The sequence below is a fragment of the Burkholderia sp. WP42 genome (genome assembly GCF_000745665.1).
In the GTDB taxonomy this organism is placed as follows: Bacteria; Pseudomonadota; Gammaproteobacteria; order Burkholderiales; family Burkholderiaceae; genus Burkholderia; species Burkholderia vietnamiensis.
Genome location: NZ_JQJT01000028.1, coordinates 69913 through 91767, shown reverse-complemented (window position 1 = coordinate 91767; position 21855 = coordinate 69913). Strand labels below are relative to the sequence as shown.

Genomic DNA, 21855 nt, shown 5'->3' with positions numbered 1-21855 from the left:
AAACCTGCACGACGCGGGCAGGCGGTCGCGCGTGATGATCATCGTCATGCGTTCTCCCGTTCGATTAGGTCGAGATAGCGCCGCGGAGCCGCGGCCGTTGAGCGTGCCGAGCGCTACCCGTGTGGCGTGAAAATGCGCGGCAGGCGCTGCTGCATGCGTGCCTGCCGTCGTCGGGGTGTCGGACAGCAAGGCGTGTGCCTGGGGGGGCGAGTGGTGGCGGGCGGTTGCCGATTGCCGATTGCCGGTTGGGTCGGCGGTCGGCAGTCAGCGGTTTAGCCGTAGCTGGTTGCTGGTTGCCTGCTGGCGGTTGCCAGTTGCTAGATGGCGGGCGCGGCGAGTTGGTGGCAGATGGCGGATGATAGGAGGCGGGCGGCGGCCAGGAGCAGGCCACAAGCAGCGGGCAGCGGCACACGAGCAGCACGCCTCGTCGAATCGCCTCGACGAGGCGAGGACGGCAGCCGGCGAGCCAACCGCCCTCCGCACGCGAATCACCGTCGGGCGCCCGCCGCTCGCCATGAACGATCGGAGCTTCTGATTTTCGAACGCCACACCGCGAACGCGCGAACGACGCACTAACCGCTAGTCATAACTCATCGTGACGGTAATCGATGCGTTGGCACTGCCGGCCGTTACCGCAGCGGCGGTCTGATAGAAACGGGCGCGCAGCGGCACGCTGTAATCGCCGGCCGCGCCGGCATACCCGGTAACTTTCGCCGTCGTTCCAAACGCAACCGGTTTGCCGCTTGCGTCGAGCAGTTGCAGCCCGATTCCGGTCGCGCTCGATGCCCCGTTCAACGTGGCGACCGAATCGCCCGTGCCCGGCACGACCTGCGTCGTCGGATCGAACCGGTAATAGATGCCCGTGCGACCGGCGGGACACGCATTCAACCGCAAATCGAACGGCGTGTCGCCGGCCGACGACCCCGCGCCGGTAAACCGGTTCGTCACCAGCTGGCCCATATCCACGCTCAAGTCCGGCACCGCACAGGCCGGCGTCGTGACCCTGAAGCCGGTGGTCGTCAACGTCGCAACCGAAAGCCCATCGAGCTTCATCTGCGCCGACAGGGAACCGGCAGGGGCGTCGCCCGCACCCACCGGCCCGGTCACGATGACCTTCACGCCGAGCCGCGCGCCCGGTAACGGCATGCCCACCCAGCCCCACCATCCCCAGTTTCCGGCGTATGCGTCGCCGTCGCCCGCACCCCAGTACCTCGTGGAAGAACCGCCGAAGGAGGCCGGAACGACGCCGTCGGCCATGTCGTAAAAGGCCAGTCCGATGCCCGGCACGCCGGTTGCGAACGTATAGGGCGTCACACTGCTGCCGACCTTGGTTCCGCCGTAAACGCTTCGATTCGATTGGCCGGGCGCAGTGCATTTCGCGAACGCAACGGCATCGACCGGAATGCTTACGTCGTCCAGCACGGTGCCGACGGCCGTGCCGGGCGCCACCTGGTATTCCGACTTCAACGCGAAATTGGCGAGCAGTTCGGTCTTGTTGTTGATGAATTGGCAGGCCGCGTGTGCACCGTCCGGCGTCGCAAACGACACCGCCATCAGGCAGCCTGCGAACAGGCGATACATGTTCATTTTTCGGCGCTCCGATTGACGCGAACAGGCACGCGCCGCTTCATCGGTCCATCTGCGATCGATCAATGAGGTGTTCCGATGATGGAACGGCGCTGCCCACGACGAAATGTTGGCGGGCTATGCATTCGTTGGACTGAACCGGTTATGCGAAACGTCAATTTCCGCATCGCTCCGACTTCGATCGAAGCCGACAGAACAACATCTGCACAGCCTATCGGCGCGAGTCATGCATGAAAATCGGAGAACTGCGATTCATGCGCCTCGCCGTGACGATCGGACGCCGTCGTCAGGCCGTGTCGACAATGGCGCAATGCGTGAAGGTCGTGCACTCCGGCGTCCGATGCAGCCGCCACGCCAACCAGTGGCACGCGACGCCGCTTCACACCGATTCACGCAGCCGGCTGCGCCTCCGTCGGCGCGTACTGCTCCGCGCCAGCCGCCACACAAGGCAAATCGAGACTCCGCAGCGCCCGCTGGCCGGCGCCGCGCGGGTTCGCCGGCAACGCATACGACAGCCGGCAGCCCGAGCGCCCGGCGTCGCTTTCCCACCCGACGTTCAGTTCGCCCTGCTCCGCGAGACCGCGCGCCAGCAGCTTGCCGGCCTGCCCGACCACGCCGATGTCCTTGCCGGCCTGATCGGTCACCACAGCACCGAACGGCACCGGCGATCCGTCCGCCTGCCGCAGGCGAATCACCGCCGAGCGCCCGTAGTCCGTCTTGAACACCAGCAGCGGGACGGCGCCCGCAAGCGGTGCGACGCGCTGGCTGGTCTCCTTCAGTTCGACGTCCGTCGACAGCCCCTTCGGGTCCAGCGACACGTCGTTCATCGAGAACGGCGTCAGGTACGGCACGATCGCATAGCCGTTCGCATCGACGCGCACGCCCGACGCATTCGTGACGCGCGCACCTTCGGCATGCTTCGCCTCGACGATCGCGAAAGTCTCTGACAGCGGTTGCGACAGCGTGACGCCGCCGCGGTGCGCGACGACTGCACCGCGCGCGCCGATCGAGTACTGCTGATAATCGGCGCTCGCGCCGACGCTTGCGCTGAGCTCCGCGCGCGCGCCGCGATACGACACGTTGGCGCCGCCGCTGGTCTGCGCCCCGCCCGGCCCGCTGCTGCGGTTCACGTTCACGCCATACGACACGTTGCTGTCGACACCGGCCGAACCGCTCAGGCTCGTCGCGATCTGCGTCGAGCCGCGCGTATCGTGATTGAAACTGGTCGACAGCGTTGCCGGCCGCGTGCTGCCGAGCGGAATCGACAGCCCCAGATAGACCAGCGTGCTGGCCTGCCCCCACGCGTCGCGCTGACGCGTCGCCGACACGTTGTACGCCACGCTGCGAAACGCGTTGCTGTAGCCGACCGTGAAATCGACATCCGAGCCAGCGCGATTCCAGTAGGTCGACGTCGACGCCGTCACGCTGAGGCTGCCGCCCTTGTCGCCGAGCTGCTGACTCGCCACCAGCGACGCGCGGTTGCGTTGCCGGTACACCTGGCGCAAGGGTCCGCCGGACACCGAGCGGTCGCGCGCAGTCATTGCATCGTTCAGACCGAAATAGCCGTTCGTCGAATAGTGATACGCGGCAATCGCGACGTTGGTGCCGGTGGCCGCGACGGTCTTCGCGTAGCTGACGCGAAAGCTCTGCCCCGAATACGTGCGGTCGTTCTGCACCCTCGTCGTCGCATGCGCGACGTCGACGCCGATTGCGCCCCACCCGGTGTTCAGCACCGCACCGACCATCGCCGCCAGGTAGCCTTGCGCGGCCGTCGCGCCGCCATAGCCGGTCAGCATATTCGTGAAACCGTGCTGCCAGGTCGCCTGCGTGAACAACGGCGTCGTGTTCGACAGGTTGCGCACAGCGCCCGCCGTGAAGCTGTAGCGATTCTGGCCGGGGCGCAACGACATCGGCACGGCTGCATACGGGACGGAGAAGGTGTGCGTGGAGCCGTCCGCCTCCGTGACGACGACGTTCAGGTCGCCGCCATAGCCGGTCGGATAGAGGTCGTCGATCACGAACCCGCCCGGCGCGACCGTCGTCTCGTACAGCTTCACGCCGTTCTGCGAAATCGTCACCTTCGCGTTGGTGTTCGCGACGCCGCGCACGACCGGCGCGTAGCCGCGCTGCGAGTCCGGCAGCATCCGGTCGTCGCTGCTGATCCTCACGCCGCGAAACGACGTCGAGTCGAACAGATCGCCCGACGTATACGTATCGCCGGCCACGAACTGCGACGACCACGACGCCAGATCGCGTTGCACGTAGGTCGCGACATTCTGGTAGCGCCGGCGGCCGCGGTCGTCCCAGTTGAACGACCCGCTGTGCCGGAAATGCCAGCGCTGAACGTTGAATCCGCTATCGACACCGACATAGCCTTGCGTGCTGCCGTGCGCGCCGCTCGCCTGCGCGTGGTAGACGTTCGCGTTGTAGCCAAGCATCGCGACGGGCACGCCCGCGCTCCATCGGTCGGGGCTCACGTAGCCGCGCGCGGTGCGGCTCAGCGATACCTGCGGAATGCCGAGATCGAGCCGGAGATCGTTGAAGTCGAAGCCGACGGTGGCTTCCGGAATCGCCTGACCGATGCGCACGCAACCACCCTGCTGTTCAAGCAGCGTGCGGATTTCCTGCGACAGCGCGGTCAGCTCGACACCGATGCGCTCCAGCAGCGCCTTGTCGAAGCAAGGCTGTGCGTCGGGACTGTCCGCTACGCTCTTGAACGGCACCTCGAATCGCCCGGCCCAGCGGCCGCTGACGTAGACGTCTGGACTGTAGGTGCCGGCGCGCACCACGTTGCCGCGCGAATAGCGCGACACGTCGATCGAACCTGCGCCGTTATTGAGAAATCCACCCTCGAATTCGACTTGCGCGAACTCCATCTGCGCAATCTGCTGCGGCCGGGCGTGTTCATCCGCTACCGCAAGTGCGTCCGTTTGCCAGCTGGCGACGATCGAGAAAACCAGCGCACATATCGGCTTGAGCCGTGGCGCAATCTCCGCGTGCGGGCCACTGTATTTTTTCTCCATCGTGCTTTCTCCTCCTATCGATGGCGAAGTCGCCACCGTCCCGTTCGTGTTCCGCTCATCGGCCGCTTGGGACCTTCCAACGCACCGCCGAATCACTTCGTGATCGTCGCCTCGTGCGCATGGGCCGTCCCCCAGTCGTCCACGCTGCTGTAGTGGACGGTCCCACCCGCGAGTGCGGCACCGTTGGCACCGGTCAGCGCGAAGGAAGCCGTTTCGCCGGCACCGACATAACCGAGCTCCGCCGCGTAGGTTTTCCCGCCTGATTTCAATTCGACGCCGGCGAGATTGACGACGTAGGCGCTCGGATTCGTCGCCTTCAACACCGGACGATGTCCATCGTCGGTGCCGAGTGCCCATTTCAGTTGGGCGGGCGCGTCGCCTGCCGTTCCGGCCAGGCCGGCGGGCCGGTACATCAGCTTGATGCGGGTGCGAAACGCGAACTGCAGGCGGTTGACGTCGTCCTTGCCGCTAACCTTGGGCGGCACATCGAGCACGTTCAACCAGAACAGCGACTCCTTGTTCTCCGGCAGAGGCTCGCCGGTATACAAGATCCGCAACGTCTGCCCCTTGCCCGGCTCGACACGAAAAATCGTCGGCGTGATCACGAACGGCACGTCGATCGCATCCGGGGACGTGCGCTGGTTCCCCTTGTCGATCCAGGCCTGAACTAGCGCAGGCTGCTTGCCGTCGTTGGTGAGCTGAACCGTGACTTCCTTGTCGGCGGCCGGGAACACGACGCGGGTGCCGGATAACGTCACGCTGGCCTGTGCATTCATGCAGAACAGCAGCGACATCAGGACCACGACGATGGCATATGGACGATTCATTTCCCTTTTCCTCCTGACAGTTCCTCTGCAGTGCGAATAGACAAGACCACCTCCACCGCACCGAATGACACCCCGGCGCCGGTACGCCTTGCGACCGCCGGCGCCGGGGGTCAGCTCATCGTGCGATCAGGGATAGACGAGCGAATACGTGACGTACGAGTTTGCGGAACCGCCGGTTACAGTAGCGCTCGTCGCGATGTACTGCGCAGAGAACACGAGCGCTGCCCTACCCGAGTCCGTATTGACATTGACGGTTTGCGTACGCTGCTCCGAGGCCGGGGCGCCGACAAGGATCGGCTCATACTTGTCGTTGAGGATCTGGATTTGCACGCCGCCGGCCGCATCGGCGCCGGTCAGGTTCAGACGGCCGGTTGACAGGTCGACGTTGGGGCCGGGCTCGAACGCGACCGATACCTTCTTCGCCGGTGCGGAGGTGTCACCGCCTTCCGCGTTCATCTCGCATCCCGACACCAGGAATACGAACGGTGTACGGCCGACGGTGGCGCCCACGGACCCAAGCTGGCTGGTGGACACCCTCGGCAGGTTGACGACCTGATTGTTCGTCCCCGGTTCGATCTGGCACGTCGACGCGACGATCGAGCCCGTGAAATTGACGGTGCCGTCGGCCGCATGAGCGGTATTTGCCGCCGCGCATGCCAGGCCGAACAGCGACATCGCGAATGCGATATTTTTCATTTGCTTTTACTCCGTTGTTGAGAATGCTGATTTGACGTATTACCAATATTTATACGAGATACCGCTATTCACCACTCCAGCGCAGAACCCTCCATGAACGCGCAATTGATTTGTCCGAAAACTCGTCTTTCCAAAAATTGGTTCGAATCCATTCCATTCGCTCACGACTCGGCACCGCGGCGAACATCGTGTGCACCGCGACCCACGTCGAAAATGTCGAGGGCATTTCCCCCGTATTTCGCTCCAAAGCGCCAATTGAATTCGAATCAGAACCGCGCCATTACCTTGATTTGAACCGGCATCCGATTTGAAAACAGCGGACCGCTAGTCATAGCTGATCGTGACGGTAACTGCCGCGTTAGCGTTACCGGCAGTTACCGAAGCGTCGGTCTGGTAGTAGCGAGCGCGAAGCGGCACGCTGTAATCGCCCGCGCTGCCGGCATACCCGGCCACTTGCATCGTCGATCCGTACACAAGCGGCTTGCCGAGTGCGTCGAGCAGTTGCAGCCCGATGCCCGTCGCTGGCCGGCTCCCGGTCAACGCGGCAACCGACTCTCCCGTGCCGGGCACGACGCTCGTGGTCGGATCGAGCCGGTAATAGATTGCCGTGCGGCCGGCCGGACATGCGTTCAAACGCAGGTCGAACGGCGTGTCGCCGGCAGTCGTGCCCACGCCTCTGAAGCGGCTCGCCGACACTTCGCCCATAACGACGCTGACGTTCGGCACGGAACAGGCCGGCGTCGTAATCCTGAAGCCGCCGGTCCTCAATGTCCCAACGGGAAGACCGGAGATCGTCATCCGCGCATACACGGAGCCGCCCGCGACGCTGCCGACACCCACCGGCCCCGTCACGACGAGCATCACGCCGAGCCTCGAGCCCAGCCGCGGTGTGCTCGACACCCAGCCCCACCATCCCCAGTCTCCCGGACGCCAGGGGCCGATGCCGTCGCCCCAGTAGTGCACGAAGCGGTGGCCGAAGCTGTCGGGCGGATCGGTCTCGTAAAAGATCAACCCGATGCCCGGCACGCCGGTTGTGAATGCACCGGTGTTGCCGACCGGCACCCCGCCATAAACGTTCCGGATCGGCGACTCCGGCAACCTGCACCGCGCGTACGCAACGGTATCGGGCGAAATGCTCACGTCGTCGAGCACGGTGCCGACGGGGGTGCCCGGCGCCACGTAATACTCGTCCTTCAACGGAAAATTGGCGATCAGTTCGCTCTTGCCGTTGATGAACCAGCATTCCGCGCTCGCGTCGCCCGGCGCCGCGAACGACACCGCAATCAGGCACCCTGCAAACAGGCGATACATGTTCATTTCTTGGCGCTCGAATTTGCGCACCGGCGCGCCGCCTCATCCGTCCAGCTTCGACAGATGAAGTGGTCCCCTCACGGAACGACGCCGCCGCACGGAAAAATGTTGACGGGATATGCTTCCGCTCGCGTGAACCGGCTATGCGAAACGTCAATCTCCGCATCGCCCGGCTTCCGTCGAATCAATGAAGCACCACACCCGCATGCTATCGACGGCGAACGCGTGTAGATATCGTAGAACTCTGATTTATGCGGGCCGTCGTGGCGAGCGGCCGCTTGCCGACGATCGTGTCGGCAACGACGGGAAGCCGGCGATCCCGCTCGACCGCCGGCACACTGCGTATCACGCCGGCATCATGCGCAGGTCGCGCGCCGCGCGGGCGTCTCGACCGCCGATTGCATGAACCGCTGGTCGACCGTCGCGGCAATCCGCCGCGCCGTTTCGTACAGTGCGACGCCCACCTGCTCGACCGGCATGGCGCCGGCATCGTCAGGATGCGTCAGATACGGACACGCGAGGATCGCGATGGCCGCACCGGTCTTGTCGACGATCGGCGTCGCGATATCCGTGACGCCCGCAATGCGCGCGTTCGGGCGGCGGATACATCCGTCCGCCCAACGCGATGCCGCCGCCTCATCGTGGCCCGACGCGCCCGGCAAGCCGACGGCCCGCGCGCCGGCGCGCAGCAAGCGGGACCGCGCGTCGTCGCCCTGCAGCGCCACGTACATCTCGCCCGCTGCGCTGCCTTGCAACGGCACGCGCGTGCCGACGCGAACCGCGATGTTCCACTCCGTCTCGGCGTCGGCGGCGGCAATGACGATCATCGTGTCGCCGTCGAACACGGTCAGGTAGCACGACTGCACGGTCTGCAGCGTGAACTCCTGCATTGCCGGCGTGACGAGCGCGCCGAGCGAGCGCGTCGGCGCGTGATGCTGGCCGAGAAAATACAGCTTCATCGTCAGCGCATAGCGATCGTGGCGATCGATCCGGTAGATGTAGCCGCGCTCCTCGAGCACCTGCATCATCCGGTACAGCTCGCTGCGGCTGCGCTTGAGCGCTCGGCAGATGTCCGCCTGCGCCATGCCGTACTGCCGATCGATCAGCAATTCGAGGATATCGAGCCCCTTCTCGAGCGCCGGCGCGCGATAGTTCACTTTCTTCCGGCGCACCGGATTGCCCGAATCGTTCGGGTCCATCTCTGGATTGCGCATGTCAGCCATTACCCTTCAAGGTGGTCGTTCGATTCGCACGGCGCTCGGCCGCGCGATACCCGGACATCGGCAGCGGGAACGCGATCAAGGCGTTTCCGGCCACCACGGCTGTGGGGTCGTCCTGATCAGGTAGTCGTCGAGATTCTTGCCGGCCAGCCAGCCGGGGCGCGCGCCCTTGCCCGACCACGCGCGGCCGGTGTCGGGATCGTAGTATTTCGCCGGCGCCTTCTGCTTCCTCGCCTTGACGAAACCGGCCGCACGCAGCAGTTCGATTTCGGTGATGCCGAACTCGCGCACGTGCGCCGCAATTTCGTTCAGCCGCGCCTGCTTCTCCTTCTGCCGCGCCTCTTCGACGATCAGGTTCAATCGGCCGAGCTGCCGCTGCAGCTCGCGTATGGTCGGATGGGTCATGTCACGCGTTCCGGGAAAACTCGACAGGTTGAGGGGAGCGCGCGCCGGTGCTCGTGCGCGGCTTGGAATGGAGACCAACGGGCAAGGCCGCCGCGCACGACGGCTCGATCGCGTCGATCGCGTCGATCTCGTCGATCACGCCGCGCAGATTGCGCAGCGACGCGTCCTTCACGCGCGGCAGCGCGGCACGCACCTGCTCGCGCAGTTGCGGCAGCGCCGACACGAACCGCTCCAGCACGGCCGCGAGACGCGTCGCGCGCATCGCATCGGCGGGCTTCAGCAGGAAGGCGTCGGACAAGCCGAAATGGCGGAACAGCCCCTGGAACTTGTCCTGATAGGTGAGCGCCGCGACCGGCACGCCCATCCCGAGGCTCGCGATCGCCAGATGCATGCGGCCCGTCACCACGCCGTCGACCTGCCCCGCGATCGCCTTCAGCTCGGCCGCCGACATGCGCGCGCGCGGATAGCAGAGCCGCTCGCCCAACGCCGCGGCCAACGCGCGATGCAGCGGCTCGAGGCACGTGTCGTCGCCGTCGCGGCCGCGATAGTCGTGCGACAGCAGCACGATGCCGAGGCCACGTTGCGCCGCGATCGCGCGAAGCGCGTGCTGCGCCGCCGCGACCAGCGCGGCGATGTCGGCGTCGCTGGCGCCGCGAATCAGCATCGGATGCAGATTGAACGCGATCACGACATCGCCGGCCGCACGCCGTGCGTCGATCCATGCGGCGGTGTCCCGCACGCTGTCCGAAGCGTGATCCGGCGCCAGCATGAACGCCGAATCCGCGACGAGCGTCGCGGGCGCCGAGCTGAAACGCCTGAATCGGTCGAGCGACACGTCGTCGCGAACGTTGACCAGCAGCCGCGCGTCGAGGCGGTCGAACGCGTGCCGCAACGGCCGGTACGGCCGGGCGTTGAAACTGAAGCCGAGAATCGTGCCGCGCACGCCGCGCCGAACCAGCAGATCGGCCGTCGCGAGCAGGCGCAGCGACGTCATCGGCGAGTAGTAGCCATCCATCACGTCGGCGCCGATGACGACCAGCGCGCTCGGGCGCAGCGCCGCGAGCCGTTCGACCGTGTCGGTGAGCCGCCACGGCTCGCGCCACGCGTCGACCGCATGAAAGCCCATCCGCGTCGCGGCGTGCGCGGCCTGCGGCGTGGCCGTGACGACCGAGACCTGCAGCGCGCGGTTGGCCGCCCGCAACCGTTCGACCACCGCGCTCAGCATCGCCTCGTCGCCTTTCGAGCCGACCAGCGTCCACGGATCGCACGGCAATATCAGCAGATGCGCACCGGCCGCTGCATCGTCGCGCGCGACGCAGCGTGCGGCCTCGCGGCGCCATTGCGCGGTCAATCGCTTCACGTACAGCCACACGCGCAGCCGCTGCTTCAGATCCGCCAGTTTCGACATGTCCGGTTTCCTCTGGATGGTGGAAGGTGCCAGCGCACGCGCGCACGCGCGATGTGCGAGCGTTTCGCGCAGCACGCGCAACTGCGCGTCGTGCCATGCGCGCGCGGCATCGCGCGCCGCCGCGCCCTGTGCGACGCGATGAGCGCGATCCGTCGCGAGACGGACGAGCGCATCGGCGAAACCGCGCGGGTCCGCATCGGGCACGATCGTGACGCCGCCCGCCGCGTGTTCGCCGAGGCCGCGCGCGCCCGTTTGCGTGCTGACGGTCGGCACGCCGAGCGCCATGCTTTCGAGCAGCTTGATGTTGATGCCGGTGCCGAGCAGCATCGGGTTGATCGAGATCGGCGCGCACGCGAACGCATCGCCGAGCTCGACGACCGGGCCGCGCTTGACGACGTGCGCGCCGTCGGGCACGGCCGCGGCGATCGTGCCGGCCAGATGCACGCGAAACGCCGGCAGCCGCGCGACGACGTGCGGCAGGATCTCGTCGACGAAATACTGCATGGCGTCGCGATTCGGCTGGTTGTCGCTGCCGACGAAGGTCGCGTCGGCATGCGACGCACAGTCCACCTGCGGCGGGAACGCCAGCAAGTGGCTCAGTACCGCGACCGACGGCGCGCCATCGCTGCCCAGGCGCGCGGCCAGCGCGTCGCCTTCGTCGGCCTGGATCGCCAGCGCGACGTGCGCGCGACGCAAGCCTTCGCATTCGCGCTCCGGCGGAATCGAAAACATGTAGCGCTTCGCGCCCGCGCGACCGATGAACGGCACGTGCCGGTCCGCGAAGATATCGTGCGTGTCGAGGACTTTCACGACCGTGTCGGGGAACGCGTCGAGCGCGCGCGAATAAAACACGTATTCGACGAACACGGCGTCGAATGCATGACGGCGCTGCAACGCGCGCAGCTGCGACAAGAAGCTGTCGCTGAACAGTTCGTCGAGCCCCGTGTAGTACGCGTGACGGCTGCCGACCGCCTGCGCCGCCAGCCGGCGCACGAGCCATGCGACGCGCTTGAACCGATAGCACGCGAGCGCGACGCCCGTGCGATGCAGTACCTGCACGTGGTCGGCGCCGAATTCGTCGCGATGCGCGTCGAGGTCCATGCCGCCGGTCTGCCTCGACTCCAGATAGACGAAGTGCACGTCGCAGCCGAGCGACCGCACCGCGCGCGCCAGATTGAGGATGCGGCTGCGGTTGCCGGCGTTGACCGGAAACAGCGGAACGGGTGAAACGATCGCGACTTTCATGAAGCACTTCCTTTGGGTGGCGCGGGCGGCTGCGCGCCGTCGGGCGCACGATGACGAATGGCGACGAACGCGCCGACCCGCACGGACTGCCCGTGCGCGAAGCCGACGCCATGAACGTAGATGCCGCGTTCGTGATCGACGTCGTGAACGAATGGGCCGCCGGGAACGGGCAGCCAGCGGAACTGCGCGTCGTCGAGCATGCCGGCCGGCGTGTCGGTGTGCAGCGTCATCGGCGGATACGCACCGACGCGCACGGCAGCCGCCGACGCCCCGCGTTCCGGCAGCCGCACCGACGCATAGAGATCCCAGCGCCCGTCGGGCGGCAGCTTGTCGAGCTTCAGCTGGATCGCCCAGACGCCCGAATCGCCGCGAATCGCGATCGCCGCGCCTTCGGGCGCGGCGGCGTCGGCGACCATCCTCGCGCTGTCGTACAGATTCACGCGCGACACGTCGATCGCCCGCCAGTCGGCAGCGGCGACGCCGGCCGCGATCGGCGGCGCGGCGACCGGATGCCGGTCGATGTCGAGCAATGCATCGAGTGCGGCGAGATCGCCGCTTTGCCGGTACTGGCGCAGGCCGGCCGCCTGAATCGCCGCGTCGAGGCGCGCGCGCCGCGCGCCGACTGCGAGATCCCAGCCGTCCTGCGCCGCGCGCGCCGCATAACGATCGCGCAGCGCGAGGATCACGAAATCGACGGGCATGCGCGCGGCCCGCACGCGCGCGCCGTGCAGCGCATCGCCGTCGACCGCGCGGGCGGCCGCGTCGAAATCCCGTTCCGACTCGCGCACGAACTCGTACGTGTACATCGACATGCCGAGCGGCGTCTGCTCGGCGAGCACGTCGCCGCTCGCGCGCAGCGCGGCGTGCATGCGGTCGATGTAGCGCACGATGGCGGGGCCGGCCGCGCCGTAATACGCGTCGCAGTATTCGCGCACGAGCGCGCGCGGATCGGCCGTCGGCGTCCACAGCAGCCGCGCGATCAGCCACACGCGCAGGCTCGCGAACTCGCCGCCACGCGACTGCCAGTCGCCCTCCGCGAAGTAGCCGTCGACGTGCGGCAACGTCGCGAGCCACGCGATGCTGCGGCCGATCGGATAGAGATTCGGCGTCGGCTGCAGATAGCCGCCGAAGTTCACGACGTGGTCCCACACGGTCACGTGCTGCGCGATCTCGTTCCATCGCACGAGGCCGTCGCGCAGCCGTGCGTTGCGCGCGTCGTTCAGTGCGGCGCTGTAGTCGACCTGGATCGTCATCGGGTACACGCGCACGTGGTCCGGGACGAGCATGCCGTCGGGCGGCGCGAAGCCCCAGTGATAGGCCGGCATCGCGAAGCGCGCGCCGGGCACCTCGGCGCGCACGCGCTCCGACACGTCGCGCACGAGGTCGACGAACGCCGCCGACGGCGCATCGCCATGCGCATGCGCAAACGCACGGCTCGCGTCGTCGGGGTCCCAGCCCCAGTCCATCGCGCGGATGCCGAACCAGATGCGCGTCGGCTCGGCGCGACGCTTCAGGCGCTTGACGATCTCCGCGGCCATCGTCGCGCGGACCTCGTCCGACATCATCGCGAGTTGCCCGCCGGCATACCACGACGGGTGCGTCGACGCATGACGGTCGCGCGGCACCAGCGTCCAGAAATCGGCGTCACCGTCGCGCGCGAGCCAGCTGTAATCCCAGATGTCGATACCGGGCGGCGACGGGCGATACGACGGGCCGTGAGATTCGCCGTTCAGCAGGTTGTGCGCACGGAACGCCTTGTCCTCGCCCTCGGCGCTCAGCACCTCGCGATACGCGAAGCGCGGGATCTGCAGCACGGGCGTCGTGTCGACCTGCAGTTCGGGCTGCCGCGGCACTTCGGTCGCATCGGGCGCGAGCCATTTCACGCCGAGCCGGCGGTCGAGCCACCAGTACGCGCCGAACAGCGTGCCGCGCACGGTGTCGCCGGCGATCACGAGATCGCTGCCGCTGCGGCAGATCACGAAGCCGTCGCTGCCGAGCGCCGCGTCGCTGCAGCGGCGCGCCGCATGCTCGCCGCCGACGACGATGGCCGGCGTGCGGCCCGGCGCATCGTTCGACACGGCGAACGACGCGCCGCTGATGCGCGACAGGTAATCGGCGATCTCGTCCGCCGCGTGACGCGTGACGGCATCCGCCGCGCCGGCGCGCACGACGTAGCGCGCGACGCCGTGCTGCGCGAGCCGGACGTGCGACGCGGGCGCGCGCTGCGCGCGGGCGCCGCCGCATAGCGCGGCCAGCGCGATGCACGCCGCGATCGCGGCGGATGGCAGGCGCGTCATTGCCGCGCGATCCGCGACACGCCGGGCGGCAACGCGAGCGGCACGTGGAACTTGCGATAGAACCGCCACAGGCTGCGCAGATGATGCCGTCCCGCGCGCGATACGGGGCTCGCGGCCGACTGCCGTTGATGCTCGTGCACGAGCGTGACGCCCGGCATCCCGAGCACGCGATAGCCGGCGAGCCAGGTTCGCGCGCAGAGGTCGACGTCCTCCATGTAGAGGAAATACGCTTCGTCCATCCCCCCGAGCGATTCGAACAGTTCGCGGCGCACCACGAAGCCCGTTCCCATCACCCACTCGGCATCGAACGGATTGCCGCACGCCCACGCGTCGATCATCAGATGCCGGTCGACGCGCGCGCGAAAGCGGTCGGAGCGGCCCAGCGCGGTGCGCCGCGCGAGGATGTCGAGCCAGCTGTAGAAGCGGCGCGCCGAATACTGGCGGCGGCCGTCGGGATACTGCAGGTCGAGCCCGACGAGGCCGGCCTGCGGGCACGCGTCGAACAGGTCGAGCACTTTCGCGAGCCCGTTCTCGTCGAAGCGCGTGTCGGGGTTCACGACCAGCACGTAGTCGCGCCGGCACGCGGCCATCCCGAAGTTCACGCCGGAGCCGAAGCCGCGATTGCACGCCGCGCGCAGCAGCCGGACGCCGCCCGGCAGTTCGCCGCGCAAGCGCGCGTACGAGTCGTCCGGCGACGCGTTCTCGACGAAGACGATGTCGCCGGCATGCGCGACGCGCAACGCGATCAATGACGCCACGCATCGCAGCGTCAGGCCGGGCGTGCCGTAGTTGACGACGATGACGCTGATTCTTCCTTCGGTTTCCATCGTGATACCCCGCGCGGTGGTTGAATGTGCTGGCCGGTGGGTCCGGCTCTGTGCGTTGCCGTGCGCGTCATCCCGACGCGCCGACCTGCTCGATGAGTTTCCAGAAGCGGCAAGCCGAGTCGTCCCAGCTGAAGCGGCGCAGCTGCTCGCGGCCGCGTGCGACGAGCGCCTCGCGGCAGCCGGCGTCGGTGCCGAGCCGCCGCATCGCGGCCGCGATGTCGGCGACCGACGCCGGATCGACGAGCATCGCCGCGCTGCCGGCCACCTCGGGCATCGCCGACACGCGCGACGTCAGTACCGGTACGTCCGACGCCATCGCCTCGAGGATCGGCAGCCCGAAGCCCTCGTACCGCGACACGAACGCGACGAACAACGCGCCGCGATACAGCTTCGGCATCGCGTCGTTCGGCACGACGCCAGCGAACGTGACGGCGTCGGCGCAGCGATGCCGCGCCGCGTGCTCGAGCAGCGCCGGATCGGGTGCGCCGGTCAGCATCAGCCGCACGCCGAGCGCGACCAGCCCGCTCGCGCCGAACGCCTCGATCAGCCGGTGCAGGTTCTTGTAGTTGCGCCGGTTGCCCGGATACAGCACGTACGGAAACGGATGGCCGAGCGTGTCGCGGTTGTGCGTGTACGCGTCGTCGGTCCCGTTGTGGATCACGTGCACGCGCTCGGGCGGCATGCCCGACCACGCGAGGAATTCGTCGCGCGTGAACGCCGACACGCAGACGATGGCCGAGCAGCGGCGGTACAGCGGACGCAGCACGGTGTCGTAGTACAGCCGATGCGCACGCGTATAGAAGTGGCGATGCGTGAGGTCGTGCACGACGACGACCGACGGCAGGCCCGGCCACGCGGCCGGTACGAAGCCGGGATTCCAGAACACCGCGTTGCGCGCCGGCAGCTTGCGCAGCGCGCGGCTCAGCGCGAGCGGCGACAGCGGATGCGCGACGCCGCCGCCGACCGGCAACGGGACGATCCGGATGTTGGACGGCACGCGCGCCGCATAAGCGGCCATCACGTTGTGGATGCCGGTGGCGGCCGGCCAGCGCGTATCCGTATAGACGGTGACGGGTGCGCGGTCGGTGTGATCGGCGTGATCGCCGCAATCCGCGCACGCGGCAACCGCATCGGCCGCCGTCGTCGTCGCAATGGAGAAGGGCGTGCTCATCGCTCAATCCATCCAGCCGAGCAGCCGATGCGACGCCGCGATCCAGTAGTACTTCGCGCGCTGCGGATTGCGGCGCGCGAACGCCAGCGCGCAACCGGCGACGGGCCGCGCGATCATGTACAGCACGTAAGCGAGCGGATAGCGATTGATGCGCAGCACGTGGCCGAAGCCGCGGTTGTAGCGTCGGCCGCGCGCATACGCGTACTCGTCGAGCACGGCGAGCGGCTCGGGATGATGAACGCGCAACTGCGGGTCGTAGCCGATCCGGCACCCGGCGCGCAACGCACGGACGAGAAAATCCACTTCCTCGCCCGCGCCCCAGCGGCTCGTCGCACCGACGCCCAGCTCGACGTCGAACTGCCCTGCCGCGCTCACCGCCGAGCGGCGCAGGAAGATCGTGTACGACGTCGCGCAGACCCACACGTTGAAGCGGTTCACGGGCTGCGCCGCGGTGGCCCACCGTCCCTGCGACGGCCGCCCCGCGGCATCGATGCTCATGCCGGTCACGCCGTCGAGCATGCGGTCGGCGGACAGCAGCGCGGCGACCGCGTGGAGCGTGCCGGGCCGATACCAGCAGTCGTCGTCGGGGAACGCGACCACGTCGCCCGTCACCGCCTGCAGCCCGACGTTGGTCGCCCGCGACTTGCCCTTCTCCGAACGCAGATGGACGATGCACAGCCGCTCGCGATACCGCTCGACGATGCGTGCGACGCGCGCGTCCGGGTTCTGGTCGACGATGATGACTTCGAGGTCGGCGTAGGCCTGCTGCAGCAGCGAATCGAGCATGCGTTCGATCTCGTCGCTGCGGCCGAGCGTCGCCATGATCAGGGAGAATTTCATCGGATGGGCACGGTAGGGAACGGGGATCGGAGCCGCGCGACGCGCGGTGCGGCGCGCACCGTCCGGCGGACCGCGCGCGGCGCGCGGGCGAACGACGCGAGATAGCCGAGGAACAGGTACGACGTTTCGCTCTGGTGCATCGGATTGATCAGCGACCAGGCAGCGATCGGCGCGAGCAGCAGCATCGCGCGCCGCCCCTGGCCGAGGCCGCCGAAGAACACGGCCCACGCGAGCAGCCCGATCGGACCGGCGACCAGCAGCAGGTCCAGCGGCGCGCAAAACACCGCGCTCGTGCCCTCGCCGAGCCCGCGCACGGCGACCGCCGAATGCGAGAAGTAATGCTCGACGAAGCCGAAGCCGTGGCCGATCAAGTCGCGGCCGACGAGCTTGACCGACTCGACGAACGCAAGGCCGCGCTCCTGCTGCAGCCGCACCTGCAGCTGGTCGCCGGTCAGCTCGCGCGTGAACATGTACAGATAGAACGCCGCGCCGGCGGCCATCGTCAGCACCTTCGCGAACAGATGGCCGCGCACCTGCAGCAGGATCACGAGCGCGCACGCGATCAGCACCGTCTTCGATTCGCTCAGCAGCGTCACGACCAGCGCGAGCGCGACGAACTTCGCGACGTCGGACACGCGGCGCGGCGACTGCAGGAAGCACGCGTACGCGCTCAGGAAGAAGAACGCCGCGAACCAGTTGCGCTCCTTGAACGACCCGTGAACGGCGTTCTGCATGAAATCGACCTTCTCGTACAGCACGGGCACGTCGAAGTACTGCAGCGCGTACTGGATCGCGACGAATGCCGCGATCGCGACATAGCCGAACGGCAGCGGCCGCCGGCACGCGCGCGCGCCGTAGTAGCGGCCGATCAGATAGAACGCCGGCATCACGAAGATGAATTTCACGATCTGCTCGGCGGCCTTGAAGCGCGGATAGCCGGACAGGAAGGTGATCGACAGCGCGGCGCCCGCGAACAGCGCGAACGCCCACACTTCCCATGCGCCGACGTGGATGCGCCGACGCACCAGCAGCACCGGCAGCACCAGCACCGCGAACAGCTGTCCGAGCTGCGCGCCGCCGATCTTCAGGAACTGGATCGAATTCAGCAGCAGCAGCGCCAGCAGGACGGCGTCGGCGACGTCGAGGCGCGCGCGCCGCGCGGGCGTCGGCGCGGCGGAATGCGACAACGGACGAACGGCGGCGCTCATGTCGCGCTCCTCGCCGCGCGCAGCGCGATCAGCATCGACACGGTGCGGCGCGCGGCGTCGCGGCGCAGCATCCACGTCGCGCAGACGTACGCGCTCGCGAAGCAGACGATCAGCAGCGGCAACCGGACCAGGACCGGCACGCCGCCGAGATGCGCGCCCGCCTGTCGCACGATCGCCGCGCAGCCGAGGGCGATCAGATACGGCGGCACGAGCCGGCCCAGCAGCCGCGCGCGGTCCACGGCCAGCTCGACGACGACCGCGCCGAAACTGAGCGGCGTGATGCACAGCACCGCGCCGACGTACAGCCATGCGAGCTGCGCGACGCGCTGCGACGGCACGGCCACCATCGTCGCCAGCACCAGCGCGAGCTTGACGAGCGTCAGCCACATCGTCACGTGCGGGCGGCCGCGCGCCGCGAGGAACGCGCCGTTGACGAACTGAACCGTCTGCACGGCCCCGAGCGCCATCAGCGGCGTCATGACCGCGGCGCTGGCGGCCCAGCGCGCACCGAACAGCACGATCGTGATGTCGTGGCTCAACACGGCCATCAGCACGAACAGCGGCGCCGCCGTCATCGCCGCGAGGCCGGTGACGTCGACGTAGGTGGCCGCCATCCGCTCGGCGTCGTGCGCGACGCGCGACAGCACGGCGAGCGCGACGTCGGTCGCCGCGCGGCACAGCAGCTCGAGCGCCGTCTGATAGAGCCGCGCGCCGATCGCATAGATGCCGAGGCCGGCCGCGCCGTACAGCGCGACGACGATCAGGTCGACGGTGCGCGTCGCCCACCAGTCGATCAGCCGCGCGGCGACGACATGCGCGCCGAAGCGCGCGAGCGGCGCGAACGTCGCCACGTTGCGGCGGCCGCGCGGACGCCACACCGGCCGGCGCCACAGCCACGCCGCGGACACCGTCATGAAGGTCGCCGCCTGCGCGATCAGGCTCCACGCGCCGGCGCCGGCCACCGCGAGCGCAACGGCCACCGCGCCCGCGACGCTCACCGACACGAGCTGGCGCATCGCGAGCGTCCGGAAATCGAGCCGCCGCTTGTACAGCGCCTCCTGAAACGAGCCGGCCAAGCCGATCGGCACGAACGCGGCGGCCACCCGCAGATACGGCGCGAGCCCCGGCACGCCGAGCCATGCTTCGACGCGCGCGGCGAACGCGAACAGCACGGCCGCGAGCACGACGGCCATGCCGATCGAGAACGCGAACGGCCATTCGAGATCGTCGTCGGCGAGCGCGGCGCGCTGGACCACCGCATCGCCGAGGCCGCCTTCGGCGATCATCAGCACCAGCGACAGCGACAACGTGACCGCCGCGGCAAGGCCGACGTCGGCCGGACCGAGCCAGCGCGCGACCAGCAGATACGTGACGAGCGTGACGAGCTTGCCGCCCCAGGCCTGCACCAGCGCCCACGCGAGGCCGCGCACGGTGCGCGCGCCGAGCCGCTCGCCGCCGGGCGACGCGTGCGCCTGCGCATGAGCGTGCGCGGGCGCGGCGTGCGGCGCGAACTCGCGCAGCGCCGGCTCAGTGCTCGGTTTCATATGCGTAATTCCGTTCGCCGTACGTGCCGTAGACGGCCTGCCGGCGCGGCACGTCGTTCAGCACCACGCCGCTGATCGCGATGCCGGCGTTGCGCAGGCGTCGCTCCGCCTCGCGGATCTCCGGCATCGAACTGCGGCCATGCCGCACGCACAGCAGCGTCGTCGCGCCGTGGCGGCCGATGGTCGCCGCGTCGTGCAGCGCGAGGATCGGCGCGGTGTCGACGATGACGATGTCGTAGCGCCGCGACGCGGCGTCGAGCACGGTCTTGAAGCGGCCGTCGTTGAACAGCTCGGACGTGCGCGCGACCGCGCCGCGCGGCAGCACGTCGACGCCGGCGATCGACGTGCGCTGCACGCCGCGCTCGAGCGCGCCGCTCGCGATCACGTCGGGCAGCCCCGGCGCGGCCGGCAGGCCGAAGTGCCGATGCGCCTGGCCGCGACGGATGTCCGCGTCGATCAGCAGCACGCGCTTGCCGCCCGACGCGAACAGCGACGCGAGGTTCGCGCACAGGAACGACTTGCCGGCGTTCGGCTGCGGGCTCGTGACCATGATCACGTGGTGGCCCGTCTCGGACATCGTGAACTGCAGCGTCGTGCGCAGGCTGCGGATCGCGTCGACGGTGACGTCCTCCGGGATCTCGGAGGCGAGCACGTGCGGGCCCTGCGCCGCGCGCTGCTGGCTGCGCACGAGGCGCCGCTGCTCGCGGCTGTGCGGCACCACCGCATAGACCGGCACGCCGAGCGCCTGCTCCAGATGCTCCGAGTGTTCGACGCGGCCCCACACGGCGCGCTGCGCGAACGGCGCGGCCACGCCGAGCGCGATGCCGACGCACAGCGACAGCGCGATCACGAGCAGGCGCTTCGGCTTGACCGGCTTCACCGGCAGCACCGGCTGGTCGACCGCGCGGACGTTGCCGATCTCGCTCTGCTTCGCGATGTTCAGCTGCTGCGCGGTGTTGAGCAGGTTGGTGTACAGCTCGGTGTTCACGCGCACGTCGCGCAACACCGCGAGGCCCTCGCGCTCCGTATCGGGCAGCCGCGCTTCGCGCGCGCGCAGTTCCGCCGCCTTGCCCGCGAGTTCGGCGAGGTTCGCATCGAGCGCCTGCACGGCCGGATGCCCGTCGGCGAAGCGCGCGATCAGGTCGACGCGCTTTTGCTTGAGTTCGAGCATGCGCGTGTCGATGTCGACTTCCTGGCCGAGCAGCAGCTTGCCCTGCTCGTCGAGATCGACCGTGCGCGTGCGCGCGCGGAACTTCGCGTAGCGCTCCTCGGCGTCCTTCAGCGTCTGCTCGACCGCCGGCATGCTGATCTTCAGCGACTCGAGCGTGGCGGCCGCCTCCTTGCTCCGGTAGTCGCGGTTCTGCGCGACGTAGCCGTCCACCACCGCCTTCAGGATCTCCCTGATGCGCACCTTGTCGTCGCCCTCGAGCGTGACCGACAGGATCCCCGACTGCTTCGCCTTTTCCTCGACGCTCAGATCGTCCTGCAGTTGCGCGACGGCCTCGATCTGCGGGATACGCTTGAGCCGGAACGTCGTGCCGGGGCGCGCGTCGAGCGCCGCGACCAGCAGCGTCAGCGGCTTGCCCTGGTACTCGCCATGCGCCGGTGCGCCGACGGCGCCGCTCAGCACGATGGCGTCGTCGTCGTCCCGCAGCATGTAGCGGCCGCCGTCCAGCGCGGTCACGGTGAACCACAGCCCGTCCAGCGCATCGACGCCGTCGTGGCTCGTCGCGCCGGCCGTCTCGAACGTCGCGACGTCGAACCGCTCGCCGCCCCACGCGAAGCGCGACAGGCCCCACAGCGGCGGCGCGATGCCTTCGCCGCGATAGCGGCGCGCGACCCAGCGGCCGATCAGCGGCACATAGCGCGGCTCGGCGACGAGGTTCAGATGCTGCTTGGTGACGACCGCGTCGATCACCATGCGCGCGCGCACGAGCTCGAGTTCGGCTGCGGTGGTGCTGCCGTTGTCGAGCAGCGCCGCGATGTCGTGCAGCGGCGAGTTGCCGGCGGCGGTCGATTCGTTGACCTGGATCGTCGCGTCGACCCGATACACCGGCGTCGCGAACACCGCGTACAGCAGGCCCAGCAGGAACACGCCGGCCGCGATGCCGAGCACGAGGCGCCAGCGCGCCAGCACGATGTCGACGTAGGACGAGAGCGGCGCATCGTCGTACAACGCCGCGTCGTAGAGCCGTGTTTCGGAGAGGTCGTTCATGGCGAATCCAGTGTCTATCGGGTTACGGCGT

15 protein-coding genes are annotated in these 21855 nt (G+C 68.4%); all 15 read right to left on the bottom strand.

Annotation, left to right across the window (positions count from 1 at the left end; genetic code table 11):
* Nucleotides 1-579 precede the first annotated feature (579 nt).
* The 15 genes from EX20_RS29925 to EX20_RS18890 all read right to left on the bottom strand — a co-directional run bounded on the left by EX20_RS29925 (nt 580) and on the right by EX20_RS18890 (nt 21824).
* On the bottom strand, nt 580-1587 hold the full coding sequence (locus EX20_RS29925) for a fimbrial protein (protein ID WP_051974449.1): 1008 nt from the start codon (nt 1585-1587) through the stop codon (nt 580-582).
* 389 nt (nt 1588-1976) lie between these two features.
* The gene (locus tag EX20_RS18955) at nt 1977-4610 is read right to left on the bottom strand and encodes a fimbria/pilus outer membrane usher protein (RefSeq protein ID WP_014725585.1); all 2634 of its coding nucleotides are present in this window, start codon (nt 4608-4610) and stop codon (nt 1977-1979) included.
* A 92-nt stretch (nt 4611-4702) separates the two neighbouring features.
* Entirely contained in the window at nt 4703-5437 is a 735-nt protein-coding gene (locus EX20_RS18950) for a fimbrial biogenesis chaperone (protein ID WP_014725584.1), read from the bottom strand.
* Between the two features lie 126 nt (nt 5438-5563).
* Nucleotides 5564-6133 carry a fimbrial protein gene (locus EX20_RS18945; RefSeq protein WP_014725583.1) on the bottom strand — a complete coding sequence of 190 codons (570 nt, stop codon included), beginning with the start codon at nt 6131-6133 and terminating at the stop codon, nt 5564-5566.
* A 324-nt stretch (nt 6134-6457) separates the two neighbouring features.
* Nucleotides 6458-7474, bottom strand: a complete 1017-nt coding sequence (locus EX20_RS29920; RefSeq protein WP_051974448.1) for a fimbrial protein — start codon at nt 7472-7474, stop codon at nt 6458-6460.
* A 326-nt stretch (nt 7475-7800) separates the two neighbouring features.
* A complete protein-coding gene (locus tag EX20_RS18935) occupies nt 7801-8643 on the bottom strand; it encodes an IclR family transcriptional regulator (protein WP_224056556.1) in 843 nt (280 codons plus the stop codon).
* 99 nt (nt 8644-8742) lie between these two features.
* Complete coding sequence (locus EX20_RS18930) at nt 8743-9069, bottom strand: H-NS histone family protein (RefSeq protein ID WP_014725579.1); 327 nt, start codon at nt 9067-9069, stop codon at nt 8743-8745.
* Between the two features lies 1 nt (nt 9070).
* A complete protein-coding gene (locus EX20_RS18925) occupies nt 9071-11722 on the bottom strand; it encodes a polysaccharide pyruvyl transferase family protein (protein ID WP_034194365.1) in 2652 nt (883 codons plus the stop codon).
* Nucleotides 11719-14019: a DUF4838 domain-containing protein gene (locus EX20_RS18920; RefSeq protein WP_034194364.1), complete on the bottom strand. Its 2301-nt coding sequence runs from the start codon at nt 14017-14019 to the stop codon at nt 11719-11721. The genes EX20_RS18925 and EX20_RS18920 overlap by 4 nt, the downstream gene beginning before the upstream one ends.
* Nucleotides 14016-14846, bottom strand: a complete 831-nt coding sequence (locus EX20_RS18915) for a glycosyltransferase family 2 protein (protein WP_034194363.1) — start codon at nt 14844-14846, stop codon at nt 14016-14018. Before EX20_RS18915 ends, EX20_RS18920 begins: the two co-directional genes overlap by 4 nt.
* Nucleotides 14847-14913: 67 nt before the next feature.
* A complete protein-coding gene (locus EX20_RS18910; RefSeq protein WP_034194362.1) occupies nt 14914-16017 on the bottom strand; it encodes a glycosyltransferase family 4 protein in 1104 nt (367 codons plus the stop codon).
* A 3-nt stretch (nt 16018-16020) separates the two neighbouring features.
* On the bottom strand, nt 16021-16857 hold the full coding sequence (locus EX20_RS18905; RefSeq protein ID WP_034194361.1) for a glycosyltransferase family 2 protein: 837 nt from the start codon (nt 16855-16857) through the stop codon (nt 16021-16023).
* The gene (locus tag EX20_RS18900; RefSeq protein WP_034194383.1) at nt 16854-18065 is read right to left on the bottom strand and encodes a hypothetical protein; all 1212 of its coding nucleotides are present in this window, start codon (nt 18063-18065) and stop codon (nt 16854-16856) included. Before EX20_RS18900 ends, EX20_RS18905 begins: the two co-directional genes overlap by 4 nt.
* A complete protein-coding gene (locus tag EX20_RS18895; RefSeq protein WP_034194360.1) occupies nt 18062-19609 on the bottom strand; it encodes an oligosaccharide flippase family protein in 1548 nt (515 codons plus the stop codon). Before EX20_RS18895 ends, EX20_RS18900 begins: the two co-directional genes overlap by 4 nt.
* Entirely contained in the window at nt 19593-21824 is a 2232-nt protein-coding gene (locus EX20_RS18890) for a polysaccharide biosynthesis tyrosine autokinase (RefSeq protein WP_034194359.1), read from the bottom strand. The genes EX20_RS18895 and EX20_RS18890 overlap by 17 nt, the downstream gene beginning before the upstream one ends.
* Between the last annotated feature and the right edge of the window lie 31 nt (nt 21825-21855).

Excerpts from the sequence above, each read along its gene's own strand:
- EX20_RS18910 (WP_034194362.1), bottom strand. The coding sequence starts at position 16,017 with ATGAGCACGCCCTTCTCCATTGCGACGACGACGGCGGCCGATGCGGTT.
- EX20_RS18915 (WP_034194363.1), bottom strand. The coding sequence starts at position 14,846 with ATGGAAACCGAAGGAAGAATCAGCGTCATCGTCGTCAACTACGGCACG.
- EX20_RS18955 (WP_014725585.1), bottom strand. The coding sequence starts at position 4,610 with ATGGAGAAAAAATACAGTGGCCCGCACGCGGAGATTGCGCCACGGCTC.
- EX20_RS18945 (WP_014725583.1), bottom strand. The coding sequence starts at position 6,133 with ATGAAAAATATCGCATTCGCGATGTCGCTGTTCGGCCTGGCATGCGCG.
- EX20_RS18900 (WP_034194383.1), bottom strand. The coding sequence starts at position 18,065 with ATGAGCGCCGCCGTTCGTCCGTTGTCGCATTCCGCCGCGCCGACGCCC.
- EX20_RS18925 (WP_034194365.1), bottom strand. The coding sequence starts at position 11,722 with ATGAAAGTCGCGATCGTTTCACCCGTTCCGCTGTTTCCGGTCAACGCC.
- EX20_RS18920 (WP_034194364.1), bottom strand. The coding sequence starts at position 14,019 with ATGACGCGCCTGCCATCCGCCGCGATCGCGGCGTGCATCGCGCTGGCC.
- EX20_RS18905 (WP_034194361.1), bottom strand. The coding sequence starts at position 16,857 with ATGAAATTCTCCCTGATCATGGCGACGCTCGGCCGCAGCGACGAGATC.
- EX20_RS29925 (WP_051974449.1), bottom strand. The coding sequence starts at position 1,587 with ATGAACATGTATCGCCTGTTCGCAGGCTGCCTGATGGCGGTGTCGTTT.
- EX20_RS18935 (WP_224056556.1), bottom strand. The coding sequence starts at position 8,643 with ATGGACCCGAACGATTCGGGCAATCCGGTGCGCCGGAAGAAAGTGAAC.
- EX20_RS18950 (WP_014725584.1), bottom strand. The coding sequence starts at position 5,437 with ATGAATCGTCCATATGCCATCGTCGTGGTCCTGATGTCGCTGCTGTTC.
- EX20_RS18895 (WP_034194360.1), bottom strand. The coding sequence starts at position 19,609 with ATGAAACCGAGCACTGAGCCGGCGCTGCGCGAGTTCGCGCCGCACGCC.
- EX20_RS18890 (WP_034194359.1), bottom strand. The coding sequence starts at position 21,824 with ATGAACGACCTCTCCGAAACACGGCTCTACGACGCGGCGTTGTACGAC.
- EX20_RS18930 (WP_014725579.1), bottom strand. The coding sequence starts at position 9,069 with ATGACCCATCCGACCATACGCGAGCTGCAGCGGCAGCTCGGCCGATTG.